19 protein-coding genes are annotated in these 27000 nt (G+C 51.2%); 5 read left to right on the forward strand and 14 right to left on the reverse strand.

All coding sequences use genetic code 11. The features are described from left to right. Positions 1-52 precede the first annotated feature (52 nt). A complete protein-coding gene (gene ppsA, locus AC5M9B_RS06975) occupies positions 53-2437 on the reverse strand; it encodes a phosphoenolpyruvate synthase (RefSeq protein WP_146736306.1) in 2385 nt (794 codons plus the stop codon). A 418-nt stretch (positions 2438-2855) separates the two neighbouring features. Between ppsA and ppsR the strand changes: the two genes are divergently transcribed. Continuing rightward, the gene (gene ppsR, locus AC5M9B_RS06980; RefSeq protein ID WP_487648428.1) at positions 2856-3677 is read left to right on the forward strand and encodes a posphoenolpyruvate synthetase regulatory kinase/phosphorylase PpsR; all 822 of its coding nucleotides are present in this window, start codon (positions 2856-2858) and stop codon (positions 3675-3677) included. A 220-nt stretch (positions 3678-3897) separates the two neighbouring features. Then, positions 3898-4737: a DUF4198 domain-containing protein gene (locus tag AC5M9B_RS06985; RefSeq protein ID WP_146736307.1), complete on the forward strand. Its 840-nt coding sequence runs from the start codon at positions 3898-3900 to the stop codon at positions 4735-4737. Positions 4738-4820: 83 nt separating this feature from the next. Here the strand turns inward: AC5M9B_RS06985 and fghA are convergent, their stop codons facing one another. Next, positions 4821-5669, reverse strand: a complete 849-nt coding sequence (gene fghA, locus AC5M9B_RS06990; protein ID WP_146736308.1) for an S-formylglutathione hydrolase — start codon at positions 5667-5669, stop codon at positions 4821-4823. Positions 5670-6118: 449 nt separating this feature from the next. On the opposite strand from fghA, the gene AC5M9B_RS06995 reads away from it, so the two are divergent. After that, positions 6119-7831, forward strand: a complete 1713-nt coding sequence (locus AC5M9B_RS06995; RefSeq protein ID WP_146736309.1) for a proline--tRNA ligase — start codon at positions 6119-6121, stop codon at positions 7829-7831. Between the two features lie 326 nt (positions 7832-8157). Here the strand turns inward: AC5M9B_RS06995 and ubiT are convergent, their stop codons facing one another. The 7 genes from ubiT to alaS all read right to left on the reverse strand — a co-directional run bounded on the left by ubiT (position 8158) and on the right by alaS (position 17207). Then, complete coding sequence (ubiT, locus tag AC5M9B_RS07000; RefSeq protein WP_003756427.1) at positions 8158-8598, reverse strand: ubiquinone anaerobic biosynthesis accessory factor UbiT; 441 nt, start codon at positions 8596-8598, stop codon at positions 8158-8160. Further along, on the reverse strand, positions 8585-9502 hold the full coding sequence (locus tag AC5M9B_RS07005; protein ID WP_487648429.1) for a U32 family peptidase: 918 nt from the start codon (positions 9500-9502) through the stop codon (positions 8585-8587). The genes ubiT and AC5M9B_RS07005 overlap by 14 nt, the downstream gene beginning before the upstream one ends. Positions 9503-9514: 12 nt before the next feature. Continuing rightward, entirely contained in the window at positions 9515-10522 is a 1008-nt protein-coding gene (gene ubiU, locus AC5M9B_RS07010; protein ID WP_094574703.1) for a ubiquinone anaerobic biosynthesis protein UbiU, read from the reverse strand. Positions 10523-10804: 282 nt separating this feature from the next. Beyond that, on the reverse strand, positions 10805-11410 hold the full coding sequence (locus tag AC5M9B_RS07015; RefSeq protein ID WP_487648430.1) for a class I SAM-dependent methyltransferase: 606 nt from the start codon (positions 11408-11410) through the stop codon (positions 10805-10807). A gap of 204 nt (positions 11411-11614) precedes the next feature. Further along, positions 11615-12436 carry a CPBP family intramembrane glutamic endopeptidase gene (locus tag AC5M9B_RS07020; RefSeq protein ID WP_487648431.1) on the reverse strand — a complete coding sequence of 274 codons (822 nt, stop codon included), beginning with the start codon at positions 12434-12436 and terminating at the stop codon, positions 11615-11617. 461 nt (positions 12437-12897) lie between these two features. Further along, complete coding sequence (locus tag AC5M9B_RS07025) at positions 12898-14562, reverse strand: DUF262 domain-containing protein (protein WP_261729525.1); 1665 nt, start codon at positions 14560-14562, stop codon at positions 12898-12900. 20 nt (positions 14563-14582) lie between these two features. After that, positions 14583-17207 carry an alanine--tRNA ligase gene (gene alaS, locus AC5M9B_RS07030; RefSeq protein ID WP_487648432.1) on the reverse strand — a complete coding sequence of 875 codons (2625 nt, stop codon included), beginning with the start codon at positions 17205-17207 and terminating at the stop codon, positions 14583-14585. Between the two features lie 228 nt (positions 17208-17435). On the opposite strand from alaS, the gene AC5M9B_RS07035 reads away from it, so the two are divergent. Next, positions 17436-18566 carry a polyamine ABC transporter substrate-binding protein gene (locus AC5M9B_RS07035; protein ID WP_141752069.1) on the forward strand — a complete coding sequence of 377 codons (1131 nt, stop codon included), beginning with the start codon at positions 17436-17438 and terminating at the stop codon, positions 18564-18566. Positions 18567-18638: 72 nt separating this feature from the next. Here the strand turns inward: AC5M9B_RS07035 and AC5M9B_RS07040 are convergent, their stop codons facing one another. The 4 genes from AC5M9B_RS07040 to trpS all read right to left on the reverse strand — a co-directional run bounded on the left by AC5M9B_RS07040 (position 18639) and on the right by trpS (position 23063). Further along, on the reverse strand, positions 18639-20162 hold the full coding sequence (locus AC5M9B_RS07040; RefSeq protein ID WP_070656705.1) for a phospholipase D family protein: 1524 nt from the start codon (positions 20160-20162) through the stop codon (positions 18639-18641). Positions 20163-20308: 146 nt separating this feature from the next. Continuing rightward, positions 20309-21313, reverse strand: a complete 1005-nt coding sequence (locus tag AC5M9B_RS07045) for an adenosine deaminase (protein ID WP_070656706.1) — start codon at positions 21311-21313, stop codon at positions 20309-20311. A gap of 17 nt (positions 21314-21330) precedes the next feature. After that, complete coding sequence (locus AC5M9B_RS07050; RefSeq protein ID WP_070656707.1) at positions 21331-21870, reverse strand: hypothetical protein; 540 nt, start codon at positions 21868-21870, stop codon at positions 21331-21333. 182 nt (positions 21871-22052) lie between these two features. Beyond that, positions 22053-23063: a tryptophan--tRNA ligase gene (gene trpS, locus AC5M9B_RS07055; protein ID WP_070539253.1), complete on the reverse strand. Its 1011-nt coding sequence runs from the start codon at positions 23061-23063 to the stop codon at positions 22053-22055. 259 nt (positions 23064-23322) lie between these two features. On the opposite strand from trpS, the gene clpB reads away from it, so the two are divergent. Further along, entirely contained in the window at positions 23323-25896 is a 2574-nt protein-coding gene (gene clpB / locus AC5M9B_RS07060) for an ATP-dependent chaperone ClpB (protein WP_070656708.1), read from the forward strand. A 114-nt stretch (positions 25897-26010) separates the two neighbouring features. Here clpB and AC5M9B_RS07065 read toward each other — a convergent pair whose 3' ends face one another. After that, entirely contained in the window at positions 26011-26919 is a 909-nt protein-coding gene (locus tag AC5M9B_RS07065; RefSeq protein WP_070656709.1) for a Dyp-type peroxidase, read from the reverse strand. Between the last annotated feature and the right edge of the window lie 81 nt (positions 26920-27000).

Raw genomic sequence — 27000 nt, forward strand, 5'->3', positions numbered from 1 at the left:
AAATCCCCCGTCCGCTTTAGGGATGGGGGATTTTTAGATTTTATAAAAAATCTTATTTATTCAACTCATTAGCCAAATACAGCCAAGTTTCGATGACGGTATCCGGATTCAGGGAAACGCTTTCGATGCCTTCTTGAACCAGCCATTTGGCAAAGTCCGGATGGTCTGATGGGCCTTGACCGCAGATGCCAACGTATTTGTTTTGCTTGCGGCAGGCAGAGATTGCCAAATGCAGCATCACTTTGACGGCAGGGTTGCGTTCGTCAAACGATTCGGACACCAAGCCGCTGTCGCGGTCGAGGCCGAGGGTCAGTTGGGTCATGTCGTTGGAGCCGATGGAGAAGCCGTCGAAGTATTGCAGGAATTGTTCTGCCAATACTGCGTTGCTCGGCAGTTCGCACATCATGATCAGGCGCAGGCCGTTTTTACCGCGTTCCAAACCGTTTTCTTTCAAGGCTTTGACGACGGCTTCGGCTTCGCCCAACGTGCGGACGAACGGGATCATGATTTCGACGTTGGTCAGACCCATTTCGTCTCGGACGCGTTTCAAGGCTTTGCATTCGAGGGCGAAGCAGTCTTTGAAGCTTTCGGCGACATAACGCGCTGCGCCGCGGAAGCCCAGCATCGGGTTTTCTTCGTGCGGTTCGTAAATGCTGCCGCCGACCAAGTTGGCGTATTCGTTGGATTTGAAGTCGGACATACGGACGATGGTTTTACGCGGATAAACCGATGCGGCCAATGTTGCCACGCCTTCGGCGATTTTATCGACGTAGAAGTCGACAGGGGAGGCGTAGCCGGCGATGCGGCGGGTAATTTCCGCTTTTAATTCATCGTCTTGTTTGTCAAATTCCAACAAGGCTTTCGGGTGGATGCCGATTTGGCGGTTGATGATGAATTCCATGCGTGCCAAGCCGATGCCTTCGCTCGGCAGGTTGGCGAAGCTGAATGCGAGTTCGGGGTTGCCGACGTTCATCATGACTTTAACCGGCGCTTTGGGCATATTGTCCAAGGCAACGTCGGTGATTTGTACGTCCAGCAGGCCGGAATAGATGAAGCCCGTATCGCCTTCGGCACAGGATACGGTAACTTCTTGACCGTTGCTCAGCAATTCGGTTGCATTGCCGCAGCCGACTACGGCAGGAATACCCAGTTCGCGCGCGATGATGGCGGCGTGGCAGGTACGACCGCCGCGGTTGGTGACGATGGCAGAAGCGCGTTTCATTACCGGCTCCCAATCCGGGTCGGTCATGTCGGTAACGAGTACGTCGCCTGCTTCAACGGAATCCATTTCGGATGCGTCTTTTACCAAGCGGACTTTGCCTTGACCGACTTTTTGACCGATGGCGCGGCCTTCGCACAAGACGTTTTTGTCGCCGTTGATGTCGAAGCGGCGCAGGTTGCGGCCGCCTTCTTCTTGGGATTTCACAGTTTCGGGACGGGCTTGCAGGATGTAGAGTTTGCCGTCCAAGCCGTCACGGCCCCATTCGATATCCATCGGGCGGCCATAGTGTTTTTCGATTGTCAGCGCGTAGTGTGCCAACTCGGTGATTTCTTCATCGGTAATGGAGAAGCGGTTGCGGTCTTTTTCGGGAACATCGACGTTCATCACGGATTTACCGGCTTCTGCTTTGTCGGTAAAGATCATTTTGATTTGTTTCGAACCCATGGTTTTGCGCAGGATGGCAGGTTTGCCCGCTTTCAGCGTGGGTTTGAATACATAGAATTCATCGGGGTTGACCGCGCCTTGTACGACGTTTTCACCCAGACCGTAAGATGAAGTCACGAAAACGACTTGGTCGAAGCCGGATTCGGTGTCGAGGGTGAACATGACGCCGGATGCGCCGCTGTCGGAACGCACCATGCGTTGCACGCCTGCGGAGAGGGCGACGATGTCGTGTTCGAAGCCTTTATGAACGCGGTAGGAGATGGCACGGTCGTTGTATAAAGAAGCGAATACATGGCGCATGGCTTCTTTGACGTTTTCTAAGCCGTTGATATTCAGGAAGGTTTCCTGTTGACCTGCAAACGATGCGTCGGGCAGGTCTTCGGCGGTTGCAGAAGAACGGACGGCAACGGAAATGTCCGCGCCGCCTGCGTCTGCAACCATTTTGTTCCATGCCGTTTCGATTTCGGCATCCAGTTGTTCGGGGAAGGGCGTATCCAAAATCCATTGGCGGATTTCTTTACCGACGCGCGCCAGTTCGGCGACATCTTCTACATCCAGTTGTGCCAGTGCGGCGGAAATACGCTCGCTCAGTCCGTTGTGCGCCAAAAATGCGCGGTAGGCTTCGGCAGTAGTGGCAAAGCCGCCGGGGACGCGGACGCCTTTTTCAGTCAGCTGACTGATCATTTCACCTAGGGAGGCGTTTTTGCCGCCCACGCTTTCAACATCAGTCATACGCAGGTTTTCAAACCAAATTACGTAGTTGTCAGCCATTTGTGTGTCCAATCCAAGATATGTTAAAAAAGAAACGAATACGCTTTGTTATTTTAAGCGATTCAAACGACCGCTGTCATGCTTTTTCTGTCTCGATTTATTTGCGGGTCGTCTGAAAAATTGCGGGCTTCAGGCGTGTAGTCAAATGAAATCTGATGGGGAAACCATTATTCCCATTGTCTATTTCTTTGTAAAACATAAGGTTTGAAATAGATTAATGACTGATTGGTAGAGTTTGGAAAGGTTTTGGATGGGTATAAAATTTTAAGATAATTTAATTATTGGAATAAAAATGCGTTTATAAAGTAGTTTGATTTTGGCGTAGTTGGGTGTAATTTAAGCGTATTCCCTTTATTTAGAAGGTTTCAGCTGCTATGATGACTGCCTGCAACCATTTAAAATTTTAGAGGATAACCGAATGACCGCACCGCGCCATGTGTTTTATATTTCCGACCGTACCGGCCTGACTGCTGAAAATATCGGTGAGGCCCTGCTGAATCAGTTTGGCAGAATCGAATTCAAACGCCACACCTATCCTTTCATTGATACGCCTGAAAAAGCGCGTACCGTCGTCGAAATAGTCAACCGCAACGCTCAGGAAAACGGTTTGCGCCCGATTGCCTTCGTCAGCGTCGTTAATGACGAAATCCGTGAAATCATCAAAAAAGCGGGCGCTTTCCATATCAATTTTTTCGAAACCTTCCTCGGGCTTTTGGAAAAAGAACTCAACACCGAGGCGGTTGCCGCCGAACAGGGGCACCACAGTATCGGCAATACGCAACGCTATGATGCGCGTATGGAGGCGGTCAATTTCTCGCTCAACCATGACGACGGCGTCAGCGATAAAAACCTGAAAGAAGCCGATGTGATCCTGATGGGCGTATCGCGTTCAGGCAAAACGCCGACCTGTCTTTACCTCGCCCTGCAATACGGCATCCGCGCCGCCAATTACCCGCTGATTCCCGACGATTTGGAATCTACCGACCTGCCGCGCATAGTCAAACCTTACAAAGACAAGCTGTTCGGCCTGACCATTCAACCCGAACGCCTGCAGGCCATCCGTCAAGAGCGCCGTCCGAATTCGACTTATGCCAAAATCGATACCTGCCGCAGTGAGATTTCCGATGCGCAAAATATGTTCAAACGCCATGGCATCCCGTTCACCAATACGACGGATAAATCGGTGGAGGAACTTGCCGTCCATATCCTTCAAGCCTGCAAATTGAAGCGGCGTTTTTGATTTTCTTAAAGTATGAGCAAGAGGTCGTCTGAAAAGCAATTTTGTGTTTCAGACGACCTCTTGTTTTCTATCATTCAGTCTAAATAGATTTCTAGTTCTTTGTAACTAAAAACAATCATCAATAATATTTACATTTTGAAATAAAAAGAGTAAGGTTGCCTTGCTTTTCGGGCTTTCCGTTGGCTTTTGAACCGTAAACAATCAAATTTGAGGAAGAAACATGAAAAAATTATGGATACTTGGCGCATTAGGCTTGAGCATGGCGGCGCAGGCGCATGATTTGTGGGTGTCGGCTCCGGTGCGTTTGGATTCGGGCAGTACGTTGAAAGCAGATTTGGGTTACAGCCATGATTTCCCGAATGTTGAAAAAATCGCCGACGACCGCGTGCATATTTTCAAACCGCTGCAATTGACGGACAAATCCGGAAAAACGGTCGATTTGACGAATAAAGGCGAAAATTACCAATATGTTTCCAAACCCCGCCTGAAAGACGGCTCTTATTGGGTCGGTGCGGTGTACAAACCGACTTTCTGGTCGCAAAACAGCGAAGGCTGGAAACAGAAAACCTTGAAAGACCTGCCCGGCGCGACTTATTGCGAACAGGCCCAGATGTTCGGCAAAGCGTTTTTGCAAGTGGGTAGCGCAGGTGTGGATGAAAGCGTATTGACCCGTCCGGTCGGTCATGAATTGGAACTGGTGCCGCTGAAAAATCCGAATGAAGTCAAGGTAGGCGGCCTGCTGCCGATTAAAGTGCTTTATAAAGGCAAACCATTGGCAAAGGCGACAGTAACGGCAAGCTCGGATACGCTGGCGGAAATGGATTTGGCGGCGACACACGACCACCGCGAGCCGCAAGGTTTCTCAGGGAAAACGGATAAAGACGGCGTCGTCAACGTGATTCCTTTGATTGAAGGTTTGTGGAAAATCAAAGCCGTCCATCAGGCAAACTATGCCGATAAAAGCGTTTGCCAAGAGGACAAGTCGTATGCAACGCTGATTATGCCCGTCGGAACGAAACGCGCGGCTGAACGGCATGAACACCATCATCATCAACACTAATTGAGTGTGAAAGATCAAAAAGGTCGTCTGAAAAAGTTTTCAGACGACCTTTCTTTATATAGTGGATTAAATTTATAGTGGATTTACAGACCCAATGCCTCAGCATGAAACTCGATATGCGAGTCGATAAAGCTGGAGATGAAGAAATAATCGTGTCCGTAGCCGGGGCGGACTTTATATTGCATATTAAAGCCGTTGGCGCGGGCGGCGTTGACGAAGGCTTCGGGTTGCAGTTCGTCGGGGAACAGCGGATCGGCGCCGCCTTGGTCGATGAGTATCGGCAGCTTGCGTGAGGTCGTCTGAACGAGCGATGTGCTGTCGTAAGCCTGCCAAGCATTCGATTCCGCGCCCAGATAGGCGGCAAACGCCTGCTTTCCGCCCCGGCTGGCAGTCGGGTGGCACAAGGGGGCAAACGCGGAAACAGCGGCATAGAATCCCGGATTTTTCAGGGCGATGGAAAGCGCGCCGTGCCCGCCCATGCTGAAACCTGCGATGCTGCGTTCTTGAGTGGCGGGGAAATGCCGTTCCACCCACTCGGGCAATTCATGGCTGATATGGCTGTACATCTGATAATGCGCCGCCCACGGCTGTTCGGTCGCATCGACGTAAAATCCCGCGCCTTGCCCGATAAATTCGTTCGCGCTGTCGCTGATATGGCTGCCGCGCGGCGAAGTGTCGGGGAAAACGACGATGATGTTCCATTGCGCGGCGAAACGCTGGATGCCGGTTTGGCGTATCAGTTCCGAGCCGTCGCCGTGCAGCCCCGACAAAAAATATAAAACTGGCGCGGGATAGCCTTTCAATACTTGCGGCGGCAGGTAGATGCCGAAGGTCATGTCGGTTTGGCAGGTTTCGGAAAAGCAGCGGTATTGCTCCTGATGGCCGTTGAACATTTTGGCGCGGGAACGCAGGTGTAATTCGTGTGCGGACATAGATAAAATGGCGTGAAAAAAGCGAAGGCATCATCTTAACAGAAAGACCGCCTTACGGGCTTTTAAAAACCTATCGAACGGTATGGTTTCAGACGATACTAATCTATACACAAACTCTGTGGATAAGTTTGTTGATAAGCTTTGGGTAATCGGAAATTTTGCTTTTGGAACAACCCAAGTCTTTCAGTGCTTAAAAAATAGTCAAATAAAATACAATAAAATCAATTAGTTATAAAAATAAAAATTTTCAAAGCCTTTATGGGAAAAATCTATAAGCAAAACAAGCCAATGCGAAATTGTGTATAAAAAGTGATTGACACGCCCGATAAATGTCAAATGGATTAACTCAAAAAGAAAGGCTGCGGCGGCTCCCGCATAGGGAAAAACTTCAATCCCCCTGCCTTTCGCGTTACAATACGCGCTTACTTTTTTACACAGAAAAACACACCATGAAAGCCAGCCAATTTTTCATTTCCACCCTGAAAGAAGCCCCTGCCGAAGCCGCGCTTGCCAGCCACAAGCTGATGATTCGCGCCGGTCTGATTAAAGCCAACGCGTCCGGCCTTTATACTTGGATGCCGATGGGGCTGCGCGTGTTGCGCAAAGTCGAAAACGTCGTGCGCGAAGAAATGGCGCGCGCGGGCAGCGTGGAGTTGCTGATGCCGGTGGTGCAGCCTGCCGAGCTGTGGCAGGAGTCCGGCCGCTGGGAATTTTACGGTAAAGAACTGCTGCGCCTGAAAGACCGCCACGACCGCGATTTCTGCATGGGCCCGACCTGCGAGGAAGTCATCGCCGACATCGTGCGCAAAGAAATCAACAGTTACAAACAGCTGCCGAAAAACTTTTACCACATCCAAACCAAATTCCGTGACGAAGTGCGTCCGCGCTTCGGCGTGATGCGCGCGCGCGAGTTTGTCATGAAAGACGCTTATTCCTTCCATGCCGACTACGCCTCGCTTCAGACGACCTATGATGCCATGTACGACGCTTACTGCCGCATCTTCACCCGTCTGGGCTTGGAATTCCGCCCCGTCGCCGCAGACACCGGCAGCATCGGCGGTACCGGTTCGCACGAGTTTCAAGTGTTGGCGGAAAGCGGCGAAGATGTGATTGCATATAGCGACACTTCCGATTACGCCGCCAATATCGAGCTGGCTCCGACCTTGCCGCTCAAAGGCGAACGTGCGGCTGCTCAGGCAGAGTTGACCAAAGTACACACGCCGAACGTCAAAACCATTGATTCATTAGTTGATTTTCTCAGCATTCCGATTGAAAAAACACTGAAATCCATTGTCGTCGAAGGCGAAAACGAAGGCGAAATCGTCTTATTGTTGTTGCGCGGCGACCATGAGTTCAACGACATCAAAGCCGAAAAACTCGCAGGCGTGAAATCGCCGCTGACCATGGCAGACCCTGCCGCCATCCGCGCGCAGTTCGGCGCAAACGGCGGCTCGCTCGGCCCTGTTGGCTTTAAAGGCAAAGTCTATGCCGATTTCGCCACCGAGAAAGGCGCGGACTGGGTCATCGGCGCGAACGAAGACGACTACCACTATACCGGCTTCAACTTCGGCCGCGATGCCGCCGAGCCTGAGTTTGTCGATTTGCGCAACGTCGTCGAAGGCGACGAAAGCCCCGACGGACAAGGTCGTCTGAAACTCGCGCGCGGCATCGAAGTCGGACACGTTTTCCAGTTGCGCGACAAATACACCCAAGCCATGAACGTAAGCTTCCTCGACAACAACGGCAAATCGCAAATCATGGAAATGGGCTGCTACGGCATCGGCATCACCCGCGTCGTTGCCGCCGCCATCGAGCAGAACAACGACGAAAAAGGCATCATCTGGACCAAAGCAATGGCACCGTTTGAAGTCGTTATCGTACCGATGAACTACAAAAAATCAGACGCCGTACGCGAAGCCGCCGACAAAATCTACGCCGAACTGCTGGCAGCAGGCGCGGATGTCCTCCTCGACGACCGCGACGAACGCGCAGGCGTGCTGTTGAACGACTCCGAGCTTCTGGGTATCCCGCACCGCATCGTCATCGGCGACCGCGCCTTAAAAGAAGGAAACGTCGAATATGCCGAACGCCGCGACAATCAGGCGCAAACCGTAAGCTTGAATGAAGTCGCCGGCAAAGTATTGGCTGCATTGAAAGACTAATGACAGTTTAAGCCAAATGCAGATGAAAAAAGGTCGTCTGAAAACTGGAAACAGGTTTCAGACGACCTTCTTTATTGTGAAATCAGAAGCTTAACGGATGAATGCTTTGCCTTATAGCGAACAGACTTAACTTTAAATACGGCATATTATCAAATTCCATCATTCCCGCGCAGGCGGGAATCCATCGTAAAACTTGAGAAACCTTGATTTGAAAAACAGTTTCTGAATTTCAAAAACGGATTCCCGCCTACGCAGGAATGAAGACAACCGGTAAATTGCGTGTCGAAAATAAAGTCATTCAGCTACATTTCTGAACGAATCCGCATTCAGTCGGACAACTGCCGCTTCAAAAACCAATCGCCGAACGGCCAGTCCACGCTGTCGAGCAGGTTTTTGGTAATCAGACCAAGCTCGGTATCGCCTTCGATTTGCAGTTTGCGGTTGAAAAACAGGGTATCCGGGTCTTCCTCGCGCATCATCATCCGCATGAAGTCGATGCCGTTGGCGGCAAGGCGCAAATCGGGCGTGCCGAAGAAATCCGCGTCGATGAATTTTTCGGCATTGGCGGTAAAGCGCACCTTGATGCCCGCGTCCAATACGTCAATTTCGAAGGTTCGGCCGTCAAACAGGCTCATGTCGGCGGGCAGCAATCCGCGTTTGAGCATGGTGTTGAGGGCAAAAACCAAAGCGAAACGCGGCGGCCTGCCCGGTAATTTACCGCCGATTTTTCCCGCCCATGCGGGCAATACGATTTCAGGCAACGCCATAATATTCCTCCTTCACGGCTTCGATACCCGGCTGGCCGTGCCAATAGCCGTCCACCAGCGTGCCGGTGGTCAATCTTTCCAATTCGGGCAGCGCATCCGCCAGGGCGGTTTTGCCGTCCAATACATCGCGGTGGATACGGACGATTTCCGCCATGCCGTGCATCTGCGGCGACAGGCGCAGCATGTTCACGCCGATTTGCCGCAAATCCTCATGGTGTGGCAGCAGGTTTTGGCAGCCGTAAGACATGGTTTGGATGCCGTTGATGGTTAAAAACGGCTTGCCCTCACGGGTATTCATATCCATACCTTGCTCGTAATCCAAACAGCGGAATTCGCAGCCGTCTTTGTTCAGGTTGTAATGCCGCGCGGTAAAGCAGCGCGACGAATAGGCAAGCGGCATTTTGCCCCAAGCAAACAATTCCGTTTCGATGTCGTCTGAAGCCTTGATGATTTCAGCAACTTTGTCGCGACTCAACTCGGACGGCGCAATCCAGCGGTATACGCCCAGTTTTTGGAAAAGCGCCAGCGTGCTTTCGTTGTAAATGTTCAGGCTGGCGCCGGCGACAAACGGAATGCCGTGTTCGCGCGCCAGTTTGACCGCGCCCATGTCGTTGGCTTCGACTTTGAATTTGTCCTGTCCGGTGATTTTGCGTAGGCGTTTCAAGTCGGATTCGCTCTCAAGCAGAACCTGCGACGAAAGGATAATTTCCTTGCCGCTTTCCGCCAAATCTTGCGCCAGGCTGACCCAGTCGGCAAAACGCATTTTCTGGCGGCGCGAACACACCACTTCGCCCAGATAAATGGTATCCACCGGCGCATCCAGCATGGAAGCGTAAAATTCCAGCAGCGCTTCCTTCTGCCAGAAAAACAAAACCGGCCCCAACGATAGTTTCATCGGATTCATTTTCCCTCCCCCTTATTTCCACGGACGGCTGTATGCGCCCAAGGTCGTCTGATGCCCTTCCGAAACCTTGCTCAGCGCGTTGTTCCACACCGGATTGACTTTGAAATGCGCCGGATCGGCAGCGGCCGCATCCAAAGCCTGCCGCAGCGATTTGGTTACCTGCGCCGTGTACATCGGGCTGCGCTGGCGGCCTTCGATTTTGATGGCGGACACGCCGATTTTGATGAGTTCGGGCAGCATTTCCAAAACGTTCAGGCTGGTCGGCTCTTCCAGCGCGTAATAGGTTTCGTCGTTTACCTCGAAACGGCCTTTGCACAAAGTCGGATAGCCTGCCGGTTCGTCCGGTTTGTACTGGTCGATTAACACTTGGTTCAGCCGCACGTTCATGCGGTCGGGTAACTGCTCCCAGCGCACCGCCTTCGCCGGCGAACACACGCCCTGCATATTCGGCGATTCGCCCGTCGCGTAACTCGACAAAATGCAGCGTCCTTCCACCATCACGCACAGACTGCCGAAACCGAACACTTCGATTTCCACATCCGTATTGTCAATCACATGTTTGACCTGATCGACCGTCAAAACGCGCGGCAGCACGGCACGGCGGATACCGAACAGCTCCTTCATCATATTGATGGCTTCGTAATTGGTCGCCGAACCTTGCACCGACATGTGCAGCCTCAAATTAGGATGACGCTCGGCGGCATAAGCCATAATCGCAGGATCGGCAACGATTATCGCGTCCGCCCCCAGTTGCACCGCCGTATCGACAGCCCGATGCCACCGCTCGATTTGCCCCGCCTGGGCAAAAGTATTGATGGCCATCAGCACATTGCGGCCGCGCGCATGGGCGTAAGCCACCCCTTCCTGCGCCGATTTCATATCGAAATTCAGCCCCGGAAAATTGCGCGCATTCGTCGCATCTTTCAGCCCCATATAAACCGTGTCCGCGCCATTGTCCACCGCCGTCTTCAAAGCAGGCAGATTACCGGCGGGACAAACCAACTCAGGGATTTTCGGCATTTTGCGTTCCTCGACTCTTGCAGTTTGTTATTCAAAAATCAATATCTAGTATGATTTCGGGTATTTTAGAGATTTGGACACAAGATATTATGATTTAAATCAATTGTGAAATCAGGTTTGGATAGCGTATGTTTTAGTTAACATAATTTAACTATGTTAAATATCAAGTTAATCAGCGGGTTAACTTTTCTAGCTTGATAATATGAGATTAGTTATTATCTATTAAATTTACAGATTTTTACAATAAAAGGTCGTCTGAAACCTGTTTCAGACGACCTTTATCTAAGCGAGAGGCAGACGGCTGCTTGCTTTGAAATTCAAAGTAAAATTGCGTTTGCTGCCATATTCATCCGCCGTCTCAAACCCGTTTTGCCGCATCAACTCGCGTAATTCGGTGCGGCTCGGTTTATCGGGGTCGCCTGCTGTTTCGGAAACCGACAGCAGCCCGTCAGGACGAAGCAGCCTGCGGAACTCTGCCAAATATTCGGCTTGGTTGGCGACTTCGCCCAACACGGTAATCAGCACAATGCGGTCAAACGATTGGTCGGGAAAATCAAAATGCGTGCCGTCGCACAGATAATAATCCACATTTTCGATATGCCGACGACGCAAACGTTTTTCCGTATACGCCAACATTTCCGGCTGTATATCCGCCGCCACCAATCGTCCTTGCGGAACTGACTGCGCCAGTGTCGGGCTGAAATAACCCGCCCCGCAGCCCACTTCTAAAATGCGGTGGTGCGGCGCAAGGTGTAGCCGTTGCACGATTTGTTGCGGCGAAAGTGCCCAGTTGCGCAAAGGAATCAGCAGCGTGAACGCAAGCTGATGCGGGAAGATTTTGCCTTTTTGCGTAAGTCCCTGCCAAATGCTTTTGAGCGTCTTAAACATAAGGATTCCTTTGGGTAATGTTGTTTTGCATTGTGCCTGCACAATATACAGTATAAAAATAGTGTGCGTTTTTTCCAATCATCACAAAAAGCAGCCTGCACTTCGATTTTTGAAAGTTCAGGCTGCTTTTTATATAAAGAGGTCGTCTGAAAATAGATTTCAGACGACCTTTGATATTCAGTTCCGTTGGATATATAACCCAAACTACGGTTGCTTACCATTAAATGAACACATCGCCTTATGCCAAAAAACCATCACGATTGCCGCCGCAATGATGATGATTCCGTATGGAATCATACCATTGCCGTTTTCATATGCCGCCCGTCCGCCCGGAAAGCCCGTACGCGCGGTATTGGCAACCGTGTGGCATGCAATCAATACAAATACCGAACCGTCGCTGCCGTTATACAGCCATACATAGATAATTCTCACGGCAACCGTCCCTACCAGCCCCCATGCGATCAGTTCGGCAGATTGCCCCACGGTAATCATGGACGGCAAATGCCACAATGCCCACGGCACCCCGATAATCAGCGCCGTAACGAGCGGGGTAAAACGCCGTTGCAGACTTTCCGTAGCGTAGGCGGCATAGCCCAATTCCTCGGCAACTGCCGCGATAAAGAACATGACGAACGCACCGGCAAGCGGCGCAAACGATACGGATAAGGCAGGTATGGTTTGTCCTGTTTGGCGTATCGCGACATAAGTCAGCAGATAAAGCAGAGGAAAAATCAGTATTGCCGTCCAAAAATAGGCAGAATGCTTGATCCGCCCGTAATCAAACACACGGCCAAACAGTCCACGCACCGCCGCCATTCCGCCCTCGCGATAACGCAGCAACGCGGCGGCAATCGTCGGAGTGAGTGCCGCGCCGATGTCGGTCAGCGGCAGATTATCAGGCAGGGGACTGTGTTTGAGAAACAAAGACAGCAGCCAAAACGGCGCACTCAAAGCGTACACTAGCAGAAAGTATTGCCACGGATACGAATAACCGGCTGTCGGTTTTTCTGAAGAGGGGTTCTGCATGTTATTCCTGTTTGTTCAGTCAATAAGTTGGCGGGGAAGCCGGTACGGCTTGCTACATAATGTACAGTATAAAAATATTGCGCATTTTTTTCTAATTATTATAAAAAGCAGCCTGCACTTCGATTTTTGAAAGTGCAGGCTGCTTTCGATAGAGAGAGGTCGTCTGAAAATTATTTTTCAGACGACCTTTGATATTACAAGTAATATGAGGATTTCGTTGGACCATGAACCAAGCTGCATTTGCTGCCGACTGGATTACGACATGGTTTGAAATCATTCGGTAGCAACAAAAACCGCGTGCGTGCGTACCGTACACACTCTACACCTCAATCTTAAGGTTTGCGTCGCCCGCAGGGAGGGTGTGGGGCGTAGCCACGCACGCGGTTGACAGGGGTGCGGGCTACGGCTTGCTGAAAATGGGAAATGGCGTTTTCAGGCTGCCTAATAACAGAATAAATATATTACTTATCCAACAACCTTTTTTTAATTTCTTTACTCACCAATTTGGCTCGCTCCTCAAAAAAGGTATCATAATCATCATCCCAAATACCAAATTTTTCTAAATCAGGAATTAAATGGGTCTTCATTGTTTGATCTAATTCATCATTTTCTTGTTGGAATTTTTTCATGTATTTAGACGGTTTTTGTGCTCCAATTTCTCTTTTATTCAAGAAGTCATCCACAATAGTAATATTAAGAATATGATTGATATAGAACTCTTCTGCTCCTTGTTTATTCAGATATGATTTAGGGAAAAAGTGGTGGTAATTTTTGCTATTTGCCTGTTTTAACCAGTCATTTCCAATATTAATATTGGCATTATTGCTAAATGATTTTGGTTGCTGGTAGGCATAAATACATAAGATTGCTTTAATATAGCTTTTCCCAGCACTAAACCATCCATTTTCTTCAATGGCTGCTTCTGAGCTATCAACATCCCAATCATAATTAGGTTTCTCATTTTTAATAATTTTATTAATTCTTTTTATATCTTGTGCTAGCTTACTTTCAACCGCTGAGGAATATCGCTCTGCCAACGCACATCGCCAGAAAAAATCTTGTAGATATTTGGCTTGCTCTTTTGATGGTTTGGCATTCGGTTCTTTATAGAAAAAGTAAGAAAATGGAACAAGTAATGCGTTATAGGGTAATAATTGAGATACTGGAATGCGATAACTACTACGGAAGTAATCCACGGCATTTTTCACAGCTTCGACTAAATCATTCCACGTATCGATAAATTTTTGGCGAGGAATTTTTAAAATATCATGTCTTGTGCATTCATCTTGCAAAATTAACGACATAATTTGTAGGATAGAAGCATCAGATATGGTTTCGTATCCAACTTCACTTAATTCTTCTAGCAATTTTTCAAATTTTTCAGACAAGTCAAAATTTTGTTTTTCATCAAAAGTTTTTGCAACCATAATTTCAAATAGCGTAAGAGATTTTCCTCCTGTGTTAATCCGAGTGAAAACCTCAGTTGCAATTTCTATTGGTGCTTCTTTAAATTGGACAATAGAAAACTCATAAGTCTTGATACTATTTCTGTATTTATCTATTTTGCCAACATGGCTAGCATATTCTGAAACCAATTTTACTAAATCAGCATTAAGTAAATCTAGAATACTAATGTAATTGGTAGCATCTAATTTTGATACATCAGTAATAACAATATCTTGATTGTAATCGGCTGTTAGGTCAATATAAATTTTTGAAAAGTTATCTTCTTTGTTATCACGTTTAATACTTGCACCACGCAAACAAGCAAATAAACTAGTCAAACGTTGTTGTCCATCTAAAACATAATCAACGTATTCCCCATCTTCGCTATTGGGTAATGTGATATTGCCCAAGTTACGCACGGAACGCAGCTGTTCTTTCGTGCGCCAGAAAATAAATGTTCCTATGGGATACCCTTTGATAATACTATCCATCAGTTTGGCAGAATCAGAAACTGACCAAACAAAATTTCTTTGAAATTGTGGAATTTTAATTTGCCCTTTTTCAATTTCTTGTAAAAGTGATGGATAAGATTGACTTGAAGGTTTAGGTAGATACATTTTTGTCTCCATGAAGATAAAAATAAAATTTTTAAACAGGCAGCCTGAAAACCAATTTCCCATTTTCAGGCTGCCTTTCTACATCAAGCCAGCTTCGCACCAACCCAATCTTTCGCGCTATTCAGCATTTCAGGCAGTTTCGCAGCATCCGTCCCCCCGGCCTGTGCCAAATCCGGTCTGCCGCCGCCTTTGCCGCCGACTTGTTCGGCTGCGAACTTGACCAAATCGCCGGCTTTCACTTTGTTTGTCAGCGGTTTGGATACGCCGGCGCACAGGGAGACTTTGCCGTCGTTTACTGCCGCCAAAAGAATCACGGCGTTGTCGGATTTGCCGGTTAAATCGGTAACGATTTCGCGCAGGGCGGCTGCGTCGGCTTCGATTTGGGCGGCGACGAGTTTGGCTGCGCCCAAGTCTTTGGCGTTGTCCAAGAGTTTGGCGCCTGCGTGGACGGCGAGTTCGGCTTTGGCTTTTGCCAACTCTTTTTCCAAGGCTTTGGTGTTTGCGGCGTTGGCTTGGATTTTGGCGAGTACGTCTTTTTCGGTTTGGGCTTTGACTTCGGCGATGATGTTTTTCACCAAACTTTCTTGGTTTTGCGCCCATGCCAGCGCGGCAAGGCCGGTGATGGCTTCTACGCGGCGGATGCCTGCAGCGATGCCGCCTTCGCTGATGATTTTGAAGAAGCCGATGTCGCCGGTGCGGGCGACGTGGGTGCCGCCGCACAGTTCGGTGGAGTAGTCGCCCATGGTGATGACGCGGACGAAGTCGCCGTATTTTTCGCCGAAGAGCATCATTGCGCCGGATTTTTGCGCGTCTTCAATGGACATGGTTTCCACTTTGACGGGCACGTTGGCGATAATCGCGGCGTTGACGCGGCGTTCGACTTCGGCGATTTCTTCCGCGCTGATGCCTTGCGGATGGGAGATGTCGAAGCGGGTCAGCTCGGCGTTTTGCAGGCTGCCTTTTTGTTCGACGTGCGTGCCCAAAACATCGCGCAGGGCTTTGTGCATCAGGTGGGTAACGCTGTGGTTGCGCATGATGCTGTCGCGGATGTCGTTGTCGATTTCGGCGGATACGGCATCGCCGACTTTCAGACGGCCTGATACGACCGCGCCGAATTGTCCGTGTACGGCGGCTTTGATTTTCTGCGTGTCTTCGACGCGGAAGCGGTTTTCGCCTGCGAAGATAAAGCCCACATCGCCGACTTGGCCGCCGCTTTCGGCGTAGAACGGGGTTTGTTCCAAAACGACCACACCTGCTTCGCCTGCCTGGAGTTCGTCCACGGCTTCGCTGCCTTTGTATAAGGCGATGATTTTGGTGTCTTGGCTGCGTTTTTCGTAGCCTGTGAACTCGGTGTCCGCGCCTGTGTAGTCCAGTTGCGCGTTGGCTTTGAAATTTTGCGCGGCGCGGGCGCGGGCGCGTTGGGCTTCCATTTCGCGGTTGAAGCCTTCCTCGTCCAAATCGATATTGCGTTCGCGGCAGATGTCGGCGGTCAAATCGTAGGGGAAGCCGTAGGTGTCGTAGAGTTTGAAGATGATTTCGCCGTCTAATTTGTTGCTACCTTTGGTCAAGGCGTTTTCCAGCAAAGCCATGCCGGTTTCCAAAGTTTGGGCGAAGCGGCTTTCTTCGTTTTTCAGGGCTTCTTCGATTTGTGCTTGTTTTTCTTTCAACTCAGGATATGCGTCGCCCATCGCTTTCACCAAATCAGGTACGAGCTTGTAGAAAAATGCCTGTTTCTGACCGAGTTTATAACCGTGGCGCACGGCGCGGCGGATGATGCGGCGCAGTACATAGCCGCGGCCTTCGTTGGACGGCATCACGCCGTCGGCAATCAGGAAGGAGCAGGAGCGGATGTGGTCGGCAACGACTTTCAGGCTCGGTTCGTCCATGCTGAACGGCGCGCCGGTTTCGCGGGCAACGGCTTTGAGCAGGTCTTGGAACAGGTCGATTTCGTAGTTGCTGTGAACGTGCTGCATCACGGCCGCCATGCGCTCCAAGCCCATGCCGGTATCGACGGACGGTTTGGGCAGCGGGTTCATGTTGCCTTGCTCGTCGCGGTTGAACTGCATGAATACGCAGTTCCAAATTTCAATCCAACGGTCGCCGTCTTCTTCGGGGCTGCCGGGAATGCCGCCCCAAATTTCTTCGCCGTGGTCATAAAAAATTTCGGAACACGGGCCGCAGGGGCCAGTGTCGCCCATCTGCCAGAAGTTGTCGGACGCGTATTTTGCGCCTTTGTTGTCGCCGATGCGGACGATGCGCTCGGCAGGCATACCGATTTCGTTCAGCCAGATGTTGTAGGCTTCGTCGTCTTCGGCATACACGGTCGCCAAGAGTTTTTCTTTGGGGATGTTCAGCCATTCGGGGGAAGTGAGGAATTCCCAAGCGAAGTGGATCGCGTCGCGTTTGAAGTAGTCGCCGAAGGAAAAGTTGCCCATCATTTCAAAGAAGGTGTGGTGGCGGGCGGTGTAGCCGACGTTTTCCAAGTCGTTGTGCTTGCCGCCGGCGCGTACGCATTTTTGCGCGGTGGTGGCTCGGTTGTAAGCGCGTTTGTCGAAGCCGAGGAACACGTCTTTAAACTGGTTCATGCCGGCGTTGGTAAACAGCAGCGTCGGGTCGTCGTGCGGCACGAGCGAGGAAGAGCGGACGATGGTGTGGCCTTTGGATTCGAAGAATTTTAGGAATTTTTGGCGTAGTTCGGAGGTTTTCATGATGTTTCGATGTCTCTACTAAAAAGGTTTCAGACGACCTTCCCGGCCGTATGTAATTGTGAAAAGAAAATGGGTGCTATATTACCGCAAAACCTTGTTTCTAGCTATTGAATCAGGGACTTTCAGACGACCTTCCGACTATTGCCTCAATGGAAATTGCTATCAGATAGTGCGTGCCTGATTTATAATCCCTTACTTTCCCTTCCACCCGATATGCAAGGAATGATAATGACCAAACATCTGCCACTTATCGCCCTAACCGCCGTCATGCTCGCCGCCTGCGGAGGTTCAGACAAGAATGCCTCCGATAAAGCGGGTCAGGCGGGAAACCAAAATGTATTGAGGATTTACAACTGGTCGGAATACGTCGATCCTGAAACCGTTGCCGATTTTGAAAAGAAAAACGGTATCAAGGTAACTTACGACGTGTACGACAGCGATGAGACGCTGGAAAGCAAAGTATTGACCGGAAAATCGGGCTACGACATCGTCGGCCCATCCAATACCTTCGTCGGCAGGCAGATTAAGGCGGGGGCTTATCAAAAAATCGACAAATCCCTGATTCCCAACTATAAAAACCTCAATCCCGAACTGATGAAGCTGATGGAAGGCGTCGATCCGAGCCACGAATACGCCGTTCCGTTTTATTGGGGAACGAATACCTTCGCCATCAATACCGAGCGCGTGAAAAAAGCCTTAGGCACGGACAAACTGCCGGACAACCAATGGGATTTGGTGTTCAACCCCGAATACACATCCAAGCTCAAACAATGCGGCATCAGCTACTTGGACAGCGCGGCGGAAATCTATCCTATGGTGTTGAACTACATGGGTAAAAACCCCAACAGCAACGATACCGAAGACATCAAAGCAGCAACCGAGTTGCTCAAGAAAAACCGTCCCAACATCAAACGCTTTACCTCGTCCGGCTTCATCGACGACTTGGCGCGCGGCGACACCTGCGTCACCATCGGTTTCGGCGGCGACTTGAACATCGCCAGACGGCGCGCCGAAGAAGCAGGCGGCAAAGAAAAAATCCGCGTCATGATGCCCAAAGAAGGCGTAGGGATTTGGGTGGACTCCTTCGTTATCCCGAAAGATGCGAAGAACGTCGCCAACGCCCATAAATACATCAACGACTTTCTCGACCCCGAAGTCGCCGCGAAAAACGGCAATTTCGTTACCTACGCCCCTTCCAGCAAACCCGCACGCGAATTGATGGAAGCCGAGTTCAGGGACGACCGCACCATTTTCCCTAGCGACGAAGATTTGAAAAACAGCTTCATCATGGTTCCTATCCAGCCCACCATTTTGAAATTCATGGTCCGCCAATGGCAGGGCGTGAAAGCCGGTAAATAATTTGATACGGATGGATTAAAGGTCGTCTGAAAACTTGAAATAGAGGTTTTCAGACGACCTTTTGTTTGGGTTTTACAGCAATCCTTCTATCGGCAGGATGGAGAGGATTTTAGAGGTAACGCGTTTCCAAAATTTGGCTTCCGGCTCGGTGGAGTAGGTTTTTTGAGTGGTGGGGTCGTACCAGTGAAGTTTGTTGTATTTGTCGAGGGTGACCTGATAGGCGTATTTGGGGGTGGTATTGACGAGGGTGCGCTGCATTTCGCCTGCGATTTTGGGACTTTCGAGGACGACGCCCATTTCGGTGTTGAGTCTGGCAGAGCGCGGGTCGAGATTGAATGAGCCGATGAAGACGCGTTTTTCGTCCACGATGAAGGTCTTGGCGTGCAGGCTGGTAGCGGAGCTGCCGGTCAAGCCGCGGTCTTTGGTGGTGGGGACGGCGTGGTTGGGTTGCAGCTCGTAGAGTTTGACACCGGCTTTGAGCAGGGGTTTGCGGTATTTGACGTAGCCCGAATGGACGGCAGCGACATCGGTTGCTTGGAGTGAGTTGGTCAGGACGGTGACGTCTACGCCGTATTTGACGAGTTGGTCAAGCGCGCGCACGCCTGATTTGGTGGGAACGAAATAGGGCGAAACGAGATAAACGCTTTTTTCGGGCGTTTTCAGGGCGTCCTGCATGCGGTCAAAAATGGGCGGTTTGTGGCGGTCGCGGTCCAGCCCTTTGGCGGGATCGTCGCTGATCAGGCGGGTATGGACGCTTTGCCAGTCTATGCTGTTGCTCTGCATTTTTTTATAGAGTTCGGAATTTTCGATGTTGCTGCGGTAACGGCTGAGGGTTTCGTTTTTGTCTTTGTCGTTGTAACCCAGCTCTTGAAAGCCTTTTTCGATATCGCCTTTTTTGATGATGCTGGCGACAGTGTAGGAGGAATGGCTTGCCCAATAGCGGTCGAAGTCTTGGGAAACTTCGGGCACGACGCGGCCGGTGGCGAGGATGTCGAGGTCGGCAAAGATGGTGTCTTCACCGACTTTGAAATATTCGTCGCCGATATTGCGCCCGCCGAGGATGGTGGCGCGGTTGTCGGCGGTAAAGGATTTGTTGTGCATCCGGCGGTTGAGACGCGGGAAGTCGGTCAAATAGCCGAGCGCGCGCCATTTGCGGCGGACGAAGGGGTTGAACAGGCGGATTTCGATATTGGGATGGCTGTCGAGGGCGAGCAGGACGTTGTCCAGCCCGTTGGTGTTGTTGTCGTCAAGTAGCAGTCGCACGCGTACGCCGCGTTCGGCGGCACGGTGGATCAGGTTGAACATGAGCTTGCCGGAGAGGTCGTTGTGCCAGATGTAGTATTGGAGGTCTAGGGTGTGGTCGGCGACTTCAATCAGGGCGGCGCGGGCGACGAAGGCTTCGTGTGCGTCGTTGAGCAGATAGACATTGGAAATATCGCCGCTGGTTTTGGCAGTGGCGGTATTGAGCAGGGCATCCATGCGTGGGGCGGAACGGATGTCCAGATAGTGGCTCTCAGGGCGCTCTTCCAGTGAGGGCAGACCGGCGCAACCTGTTAGAAAAACCGGAAGCATAAGGATGAGATGGATTTTTTTCATTCTTGAGGGTGTTTCAGACGACCTTCTGCGCTAAAACGGTATTTTTATTTAGAAGGGTCGTCTGAAAAGAAGTTCGATGTTTATACGGTTCGCATTTTAACCGAGAAAAAAGCCGGCCGGATTGCTTTTTCAGGTCAGCTTCGTGTTTAAACATGGACGTTGTCGATTTCGGCGTACCGTTTTGCTTTTTCTTCCTTACTTAAAAACGAGGCTTTGAACGAGTTTTTGCACAATGTGCGGATGTCTGCTTCATTCAAACCCAATGCATCGGCAAGTTCGATGAAATTTTGGTTGAGGTAGCCGCCGAAATAGGCGGGGTCGTCTGAATTGACGGTAACCAATACGCCACGCTCAAGCATACGACGCAGGTTGTGTCGGGACAGGTCGCTGACGACTTTGAGTTTGAGGTTGCTCAATGGACAGACGGTCAGGGGCATTTGTTCGGCAATCAGAAGTTGCATAAGGGTTTCGTCTTCTTCGGAGCGTACGCCGTGGTCGATGCGGACGACTTTCAGTAAATCCAACGCTTCCCAAACGTATTCGGGCGGGCCTTCTTCGCCGGCATAGGCGACAGCGGGAAAGCCTTGTGCGCAGGCTTGGGCGAAGACGCGCTCGAATTTTGAAGGTGGGTTGCCGAGTTCGCCCGAATCCAGTCCGATGCCGTCGATATGTCGTCTGAAAGGCTGCGCTTGGGCAAGCGTTTCAAACGCGGATTCTTCGCTCAAATGCCGCAGGAAACACATAATCAGCCTGCTGGAAATACCCCATTTTTCCTGCGTTTCCAGGCGGGCGCGGGTAATGCCGTTGATGACGGTTTCAAACGCTACGCCGCGCGCAGTATGGGTTTGCGGGTCGAAGAAGATTTCAGTGTGGACGACGTTGTCCTCGCGGCAGTGGGCGAAATAAGCGGTGGTCAGGTCGTAGAAATCCTGTTCGTGGAGCAAGACCGCCGCTGCTGCGTAGTAAATATCAAGGAAGGACTGGAGGTTGTGAAAATCGTAAGCGCGGTGCACGGCGTCCACATCCGCATAGGGAATGGAAACGCCGTTGCGTTCGGCGATGGCGAACATCAATTCCGGCTCGAACGTGCCTTCGATATGGACATGCAATTCGGCTTTAGGCCGGGCGCGGATTAAGGCGTGGACGGACATGGACGGTACTCGCTCGGTCAATAATGGCGGCGGCGGAAGAAGAACATTCCTTCGCTGTCCACTTCAAGGATATAGCGGCCGTTTTGAACGGCGGCATAACCGCTTTTACCCGCCTGATACGGTTGCAGGGCGGCATGAGAGAGGAGGTAGCCGGTCAGTTTGCCGCTATCTTCGGCGATGTTGCCGACCAGTTTGGCAAATAAGGCATGGCATTTGCCGTTTTCAGTCCAGCCCAAAGGCTCGCCTTTGTCGCCGGTTTCCATACATTTGCCGCTGATGACTTCCAAATCGTTGGGGTGGTTGCCGATCAGCCGGATGACGTTTTGTTCGGACAAGCCGTTAATCGGATAGCTGATTTGTTTTTTGTTGTCGTTGGTTTTGCCTTCGCTGCTTTGTCCTAAGTCTAAGCCTGCGATGGCGTTGTCGTCGATGTATTTGACTTTAAATACGGGCTTTGGCGCGGCTTCGGCGGCATTTTGTGCAGGCTCGGCAGGGGCTTCGGATTTGCCGCAGGCTGCGAGCAAAAGGGCGGATAAGAGAATTGGAAAGGCTTTCATCGGATATTCCTTGTTCTAAACAGGAAAAGGTCGTCTGAAATATATAGTGGATTAACTTTAAACCAGTACGGCGTTGCCTTGCCTTGCCATACTATCTGTACTGTCTGCGGCTTCGTCGCCTTGTCCTGATTTAAATTTAATCCACTATAAGCAGACTGCTTTTTCAGACGACCTTTTGAGATTTACTTCAATGGGCGGATGCCGACGGCGTCGCGTACTTGGTTCAGCAGTTCGCGCGCTTCTTTGCGCGCTTTGGTGGCACCTGCCTGCAGGATGTCTTCGATTTGCGAAGGATTGGCGGTCAGCTCGTTGTAGCGTTCGCGCGGTTCTGCCAGCTCGGCGTTGATTTTGGCGGCCAAGAGTTTTTTGGCTTCGCCCCATGCCAAGCCTTCGGCAAGCATTTGCGTGAACGCTGCGGTTTCAGACGGCGTGGAGAAGGCTTTGTAGATTTCAAACAAGGGGCTTTCGTCGGGTTGTTTCGGCTCGCCCGGCTCTTTCATGTTGGTGATGATTTTGTTGACCGATTTTTGGGTTTTCTTGTCGTTTTCCCAAAGCGGAATGGTGTTGCCGTAGGATTTGGACATTTTGCGTCCGTCCAAGCCGACCAAGAGTTCGACGTTTTCGTCGATTTTCACTTCGGGCAGGGTGAAGACTTCTTTGAAGCGGTGGTTGAAGCGGCCGGCGATGTCGCGCGCCATTTCGACGTGTTGGATTTGGTCGCGGCCGACGGGCACTTCGTTGGCGTTGAACATGAGGATGTCGGCGGTCATCAGGATGGGGTAGCTGTACAGACCCATTTCTACACCGTGATCGGGGTCTTCCTGATTGTTTTCAACATTTGCCTGCACGGCGGCTTTATAGGCGTGGGCGCGGTTCATCAGACCTTTGGCGGTGATGCAGGTCAGAATCCAGTTCAATTCCATCACTTCGGGAATGTCGCTTTGGCGGTAGAAGGTGGTGCGTTCGGGGTCGAGTCCGCAGGCAAGCCAAGTGGCGGCAACGGCTTGGGTGGATTGGTGAATCATCTCCGGCTCGTGGCATTTGATGATGCCGTGGTAGTCGGCGAGGAAGAGGAAGGATTCGGTATCGGGGTTTTGCGCCGCGCGGACGGCGGGGCGGATGGCGCCGACGTAGTTGCCCAGATGCGGGATGCCGGTGGTGGTTACGCCTGTGAGGACGCGTTTCTTGCTCATGGGGATATCCTTAATGGCTCAAGGTCGTCTGAAATGAAATAGGGATTGATTATACCTGATTCCCAACGAGTTTTCAGACGACCTTTTTATAGTGGGCATATCGACTTATTCACAGCTTTTTCTGATTTAATCTATTTTAAAAACAGATTGATACTATATTTTTTAATATTTTGGTAAATTTTCTCTTGAGTTATCCACAGGCGGCACTATATAGCGTTTATTAGAAAGATATTCGTTTCAGAAGAAAGGAAACCTAAAGATGAGATTCGACAAATTAACCGCCAAATTCCAACAAGCCCTTGCAGAAGCTCAGAGTTTGGCGTTGGCTGCGGACAGCAGCTATCTGGAAGCAGGCTTCGTGCTGAAAGCCCTGCTTGACGACCAAAACAGCGGAGCCGCCGCGCTCTTGGCTCATGCGGGCGTGAATGTGCCGCAGGTGAAGCAGCGTTTGCAGCAGCATTTAAACAGCCTGCCGAAAGTGTCCGGTCAGGGCGGCGATATTCTGCCCAGCCGCGAATTGCAGGCAGTGTTGAACCTGATGGACAAAGCGGCAACCAAACGCGGCGATGCCTATATCGCCAGCGAACTTTTCCTGCTTGCCTTGGTGCAGCAGAACGATGCGACCGGCAAAATCCTGAAAGAAGCCGGTGCGACCGAACAAAACATCAATGCCGCGATTGACGCGGTACGAGGAGGACAAAACGTGAACGACGCTAATGCCGAAGACCAACGCGATGCGCTGAAAAAATACACGCTCGACCTGACCCAGCGCGCCCGCGACGGCAAACTTGACCCCGTTATCGGCCGCGATGACGAAATCCGCCGCGCGATTCAGGTATTGCAACGCCGCACTAAAAACAACCCCGTGCTGATCGGTGAGCCGGGTGTGGGTAAAACCGCCATTGTCGAAGGTTTGGCGCAACGCATCGTCAATGGCGAAGTGCCTGAATCCCTGCGCAACAAACGCTTGTTAGTTTTGGATTTGGCGGCATTGATTGCCGGCGCGAAATACCGCGGCGAATTTGAAGAACGCTTGAAAGGCGTGTTGAACGACTTGGCGAAAGACGATGGCAACACCCTGATTTTCATCGACGAAATTCATACTTTGGTCGGCGCGGGCAAAACCGACGGCGCGATGGACGCGGGCAATATGTTGAAACCGGCTTTGGCACGCGGTGAACTGCATTGCATCGGCGCGACCACCTTGGACGAATACCGCCAATACATCGAAAAAGACGCGGCACTCGAACGCCGTTTCCAAAAAGTATTGGTCGGTGAACCTAGCGTGGAAGACACCATTGCCATCCTGCGCGGTTTGCAGGAACGCTATGAAATCCATCACGGCATCGACATTACCGACCCCGCCATTGTTGCCGCCGCAGAGTTGAGCGACCGCTACATTACCGACCGCTTCCTGCCCGATAAAGCGATTGATTTGATTGACGAAGCCGCCAGCCGCATCAAAATGGAGCTGGACAGCAAACCCGAGCAGATGGACAAACTCGACCGCCGCATCATCCAGCTCAAAATGGAAAAAATGCACGTTGCCAAAGAAAGCGACGACGCCAGCAAAAAACGTTTGGAACTGATAGACGAGGAAATCGACGGTCTGCAAAAAGAATACGCCGATTTGGACGAAATCTGGAAAGCCGAAAAAGCCGCGTCTTCCAGCACCGCCGACATCAAGAAACAGATGGACGACATCAAAGTCAAAATCGAGCAGGCCAAACGCCAAGGCGACTTCGCCCGCGCGTCCGAACTCGAATACGGCGAGTTGCCGAAATTGGGTGCGCAGTTGCAGGCGGCGGAAAGCAACCCCGACGGCAAAAAACAAAACAAACTTTTCCGTACCGAAGTCGGCGCAGACGAAGTGGCTGAAATCGTATCGCGCATGACCGGCATTCCCGTATCCAAAATGATGGAAGGCGAACGCGATAAATTGTTGAAAATGGAAGAAGTATTGCACCGCCGCGTGGTCGGTCAAGACGAAGCCGTGCGTGCCGTGTCCGACGCCATCCGCCGCAGCCGCTCAGGCCTTGCCGATCCGAACAAGCCTTACGGCAGCTTCCTGTTCCTAGGCCCGACCGGCGTGGGCAAAACCGAGTTGTGCAAAGCCCTGGCAGGCTTCCTGTTCGACAGCGAAGACCACCTCATCCGTATCGACATGTCCGAATACATGGAAAAACACGCTGTTGCCCGCCTGATCGGCGCGCCTCCCGGTTATGTCGGCTACGAAGAGGGCGGCTACCTGACTGAACAAGTGCGCCGCAAACCGTACAGCGTGATTCTTTTGGACGAAGTGGAAAAAGCCCATCCCGACGTGTTCAACATCCTCTTGCAAGTATTGGATGACGGCCGCCTGACTGACGGACAAGGCCGCACCGTGGACTTCAAAAATACCGTCATCGTCATGACTTCCAACATCGGCAGCCAGCACATCCAACAAATGGGTACGCAGGATTACGAAGCCGTGAAAGAAGCGGTGATGGAAGAAGTGAAAGCCTACTTCCGCCCAGAAATGATCAACCGTATCGACGAAGTGGTCGTGTTCCACGGACTGGATCAGGAGAATATCCGCAACATTGCGAAAATCCAGCTCAAAGGCTTGGAAAAACGCCTAGAAGCGCAGCACCTGCACCTGAAAGTGGACGATGCCGCCTTGGATTTGATTGCCAAAGCCGGTTTCGACCCCGTGTACGGCGCACGTCCGCTCAAACGCGCTATCCAGTCGGAAATCGAAAACCCGCTGGCAAAAGCACTGCTCGAAGGCAAATACGCGCCCGAAAGCACGATTCATGTGAAAGAAGAGGGCGGCAAGCTGGTGTTTGCCTGATTTGAGCGCAGTTTGAGATAAAGTAATGAAAAAAGGTCGTCTGAAAACCTGATTACGGGTTTTCAGACGACCTTTCGTCTTAGGGTTTCGATATTTCACATCGGCAACGCGGTTTTATAAATTTTGCAAACGCTCGACCGAAGGGGCGTAGTAATATGCGCCTGATACAGCAGTAGAAAGATGCTTGAGCAGAAGGTCGGTTTTGCCGTCGGCATCGCCGAACATGTGCAAAAGCTGTACTTCGATGTTGTGCAGGGTGTGGCAGTAGGCAGTGAACATCAGGCCGTGTTCGCCGCTGATTTTGCCGAAGGGCAGACTGCGGCGGACGATTTTCAGACCCACGCCGTTTTCCTTCAGGTTGACGCGGCCTAAGTGCGAATCAGGCAGGCGAACGTCTTTGCTGAATTCTTCGTTGGCTTCTTTGCTGCGGCCGACGCTGGCTTCTTGTTCGGCAACAGGTACGGCATCCCATTTTTTCAGGTCGTGCAGGTATTTTTGCAGCAGGACGTAGCTGCCACCGGCATCGGGTCGGCCTTCGGGGATAATGGCGACATCGCGGACGTTTTCATCGCCTTGCGGATTTTCAGTGCCATCGACAAAGCCGTCCAGTCCGCGGTCTTCATACAGGCGCAGACCGTGTTCTTCGGTGGCGATGCTGATGCTGTCGCCGAACGCGGCAAAGACGGATTGGGCGAGCGCGTAGGCGGCGTTTTGGCGGTAGGCTTGGATGTGGATGTAAATATCGTGTTGGGTCGAAGGGGCAAGGCCGTTGCCCATGACGGGAAAAGGCTTGATTTCGCTGCCTTCTTCCGCGTGTCCGAACGCTTTCCATGCGTCGCTGCCGAAGGCGATGGTCATGCCTAAAATATCTTCGGGAAAGCGGGTTTTGAGTTTCTCCAAGGCTTCAAGCGAGCTTCGGCAGGTGGTTTTGATGTCGTCGTAGCGTCCGTCGCGAATGTCGGCTTCGATAAATATGCCAGCTTGGGCGTGGTCGGGAATGATGGCGGTTTGGGGGTGGTTCATTGCGTTTCCTTTCGGATTTTATGGAGTTTTTCAGGCGGTATTATAGCACTTAAGGTTTTCAGACGACCTCGTCTGAAAGGG

Source organism: Neisseria flava (assembly GCF_982712965.1).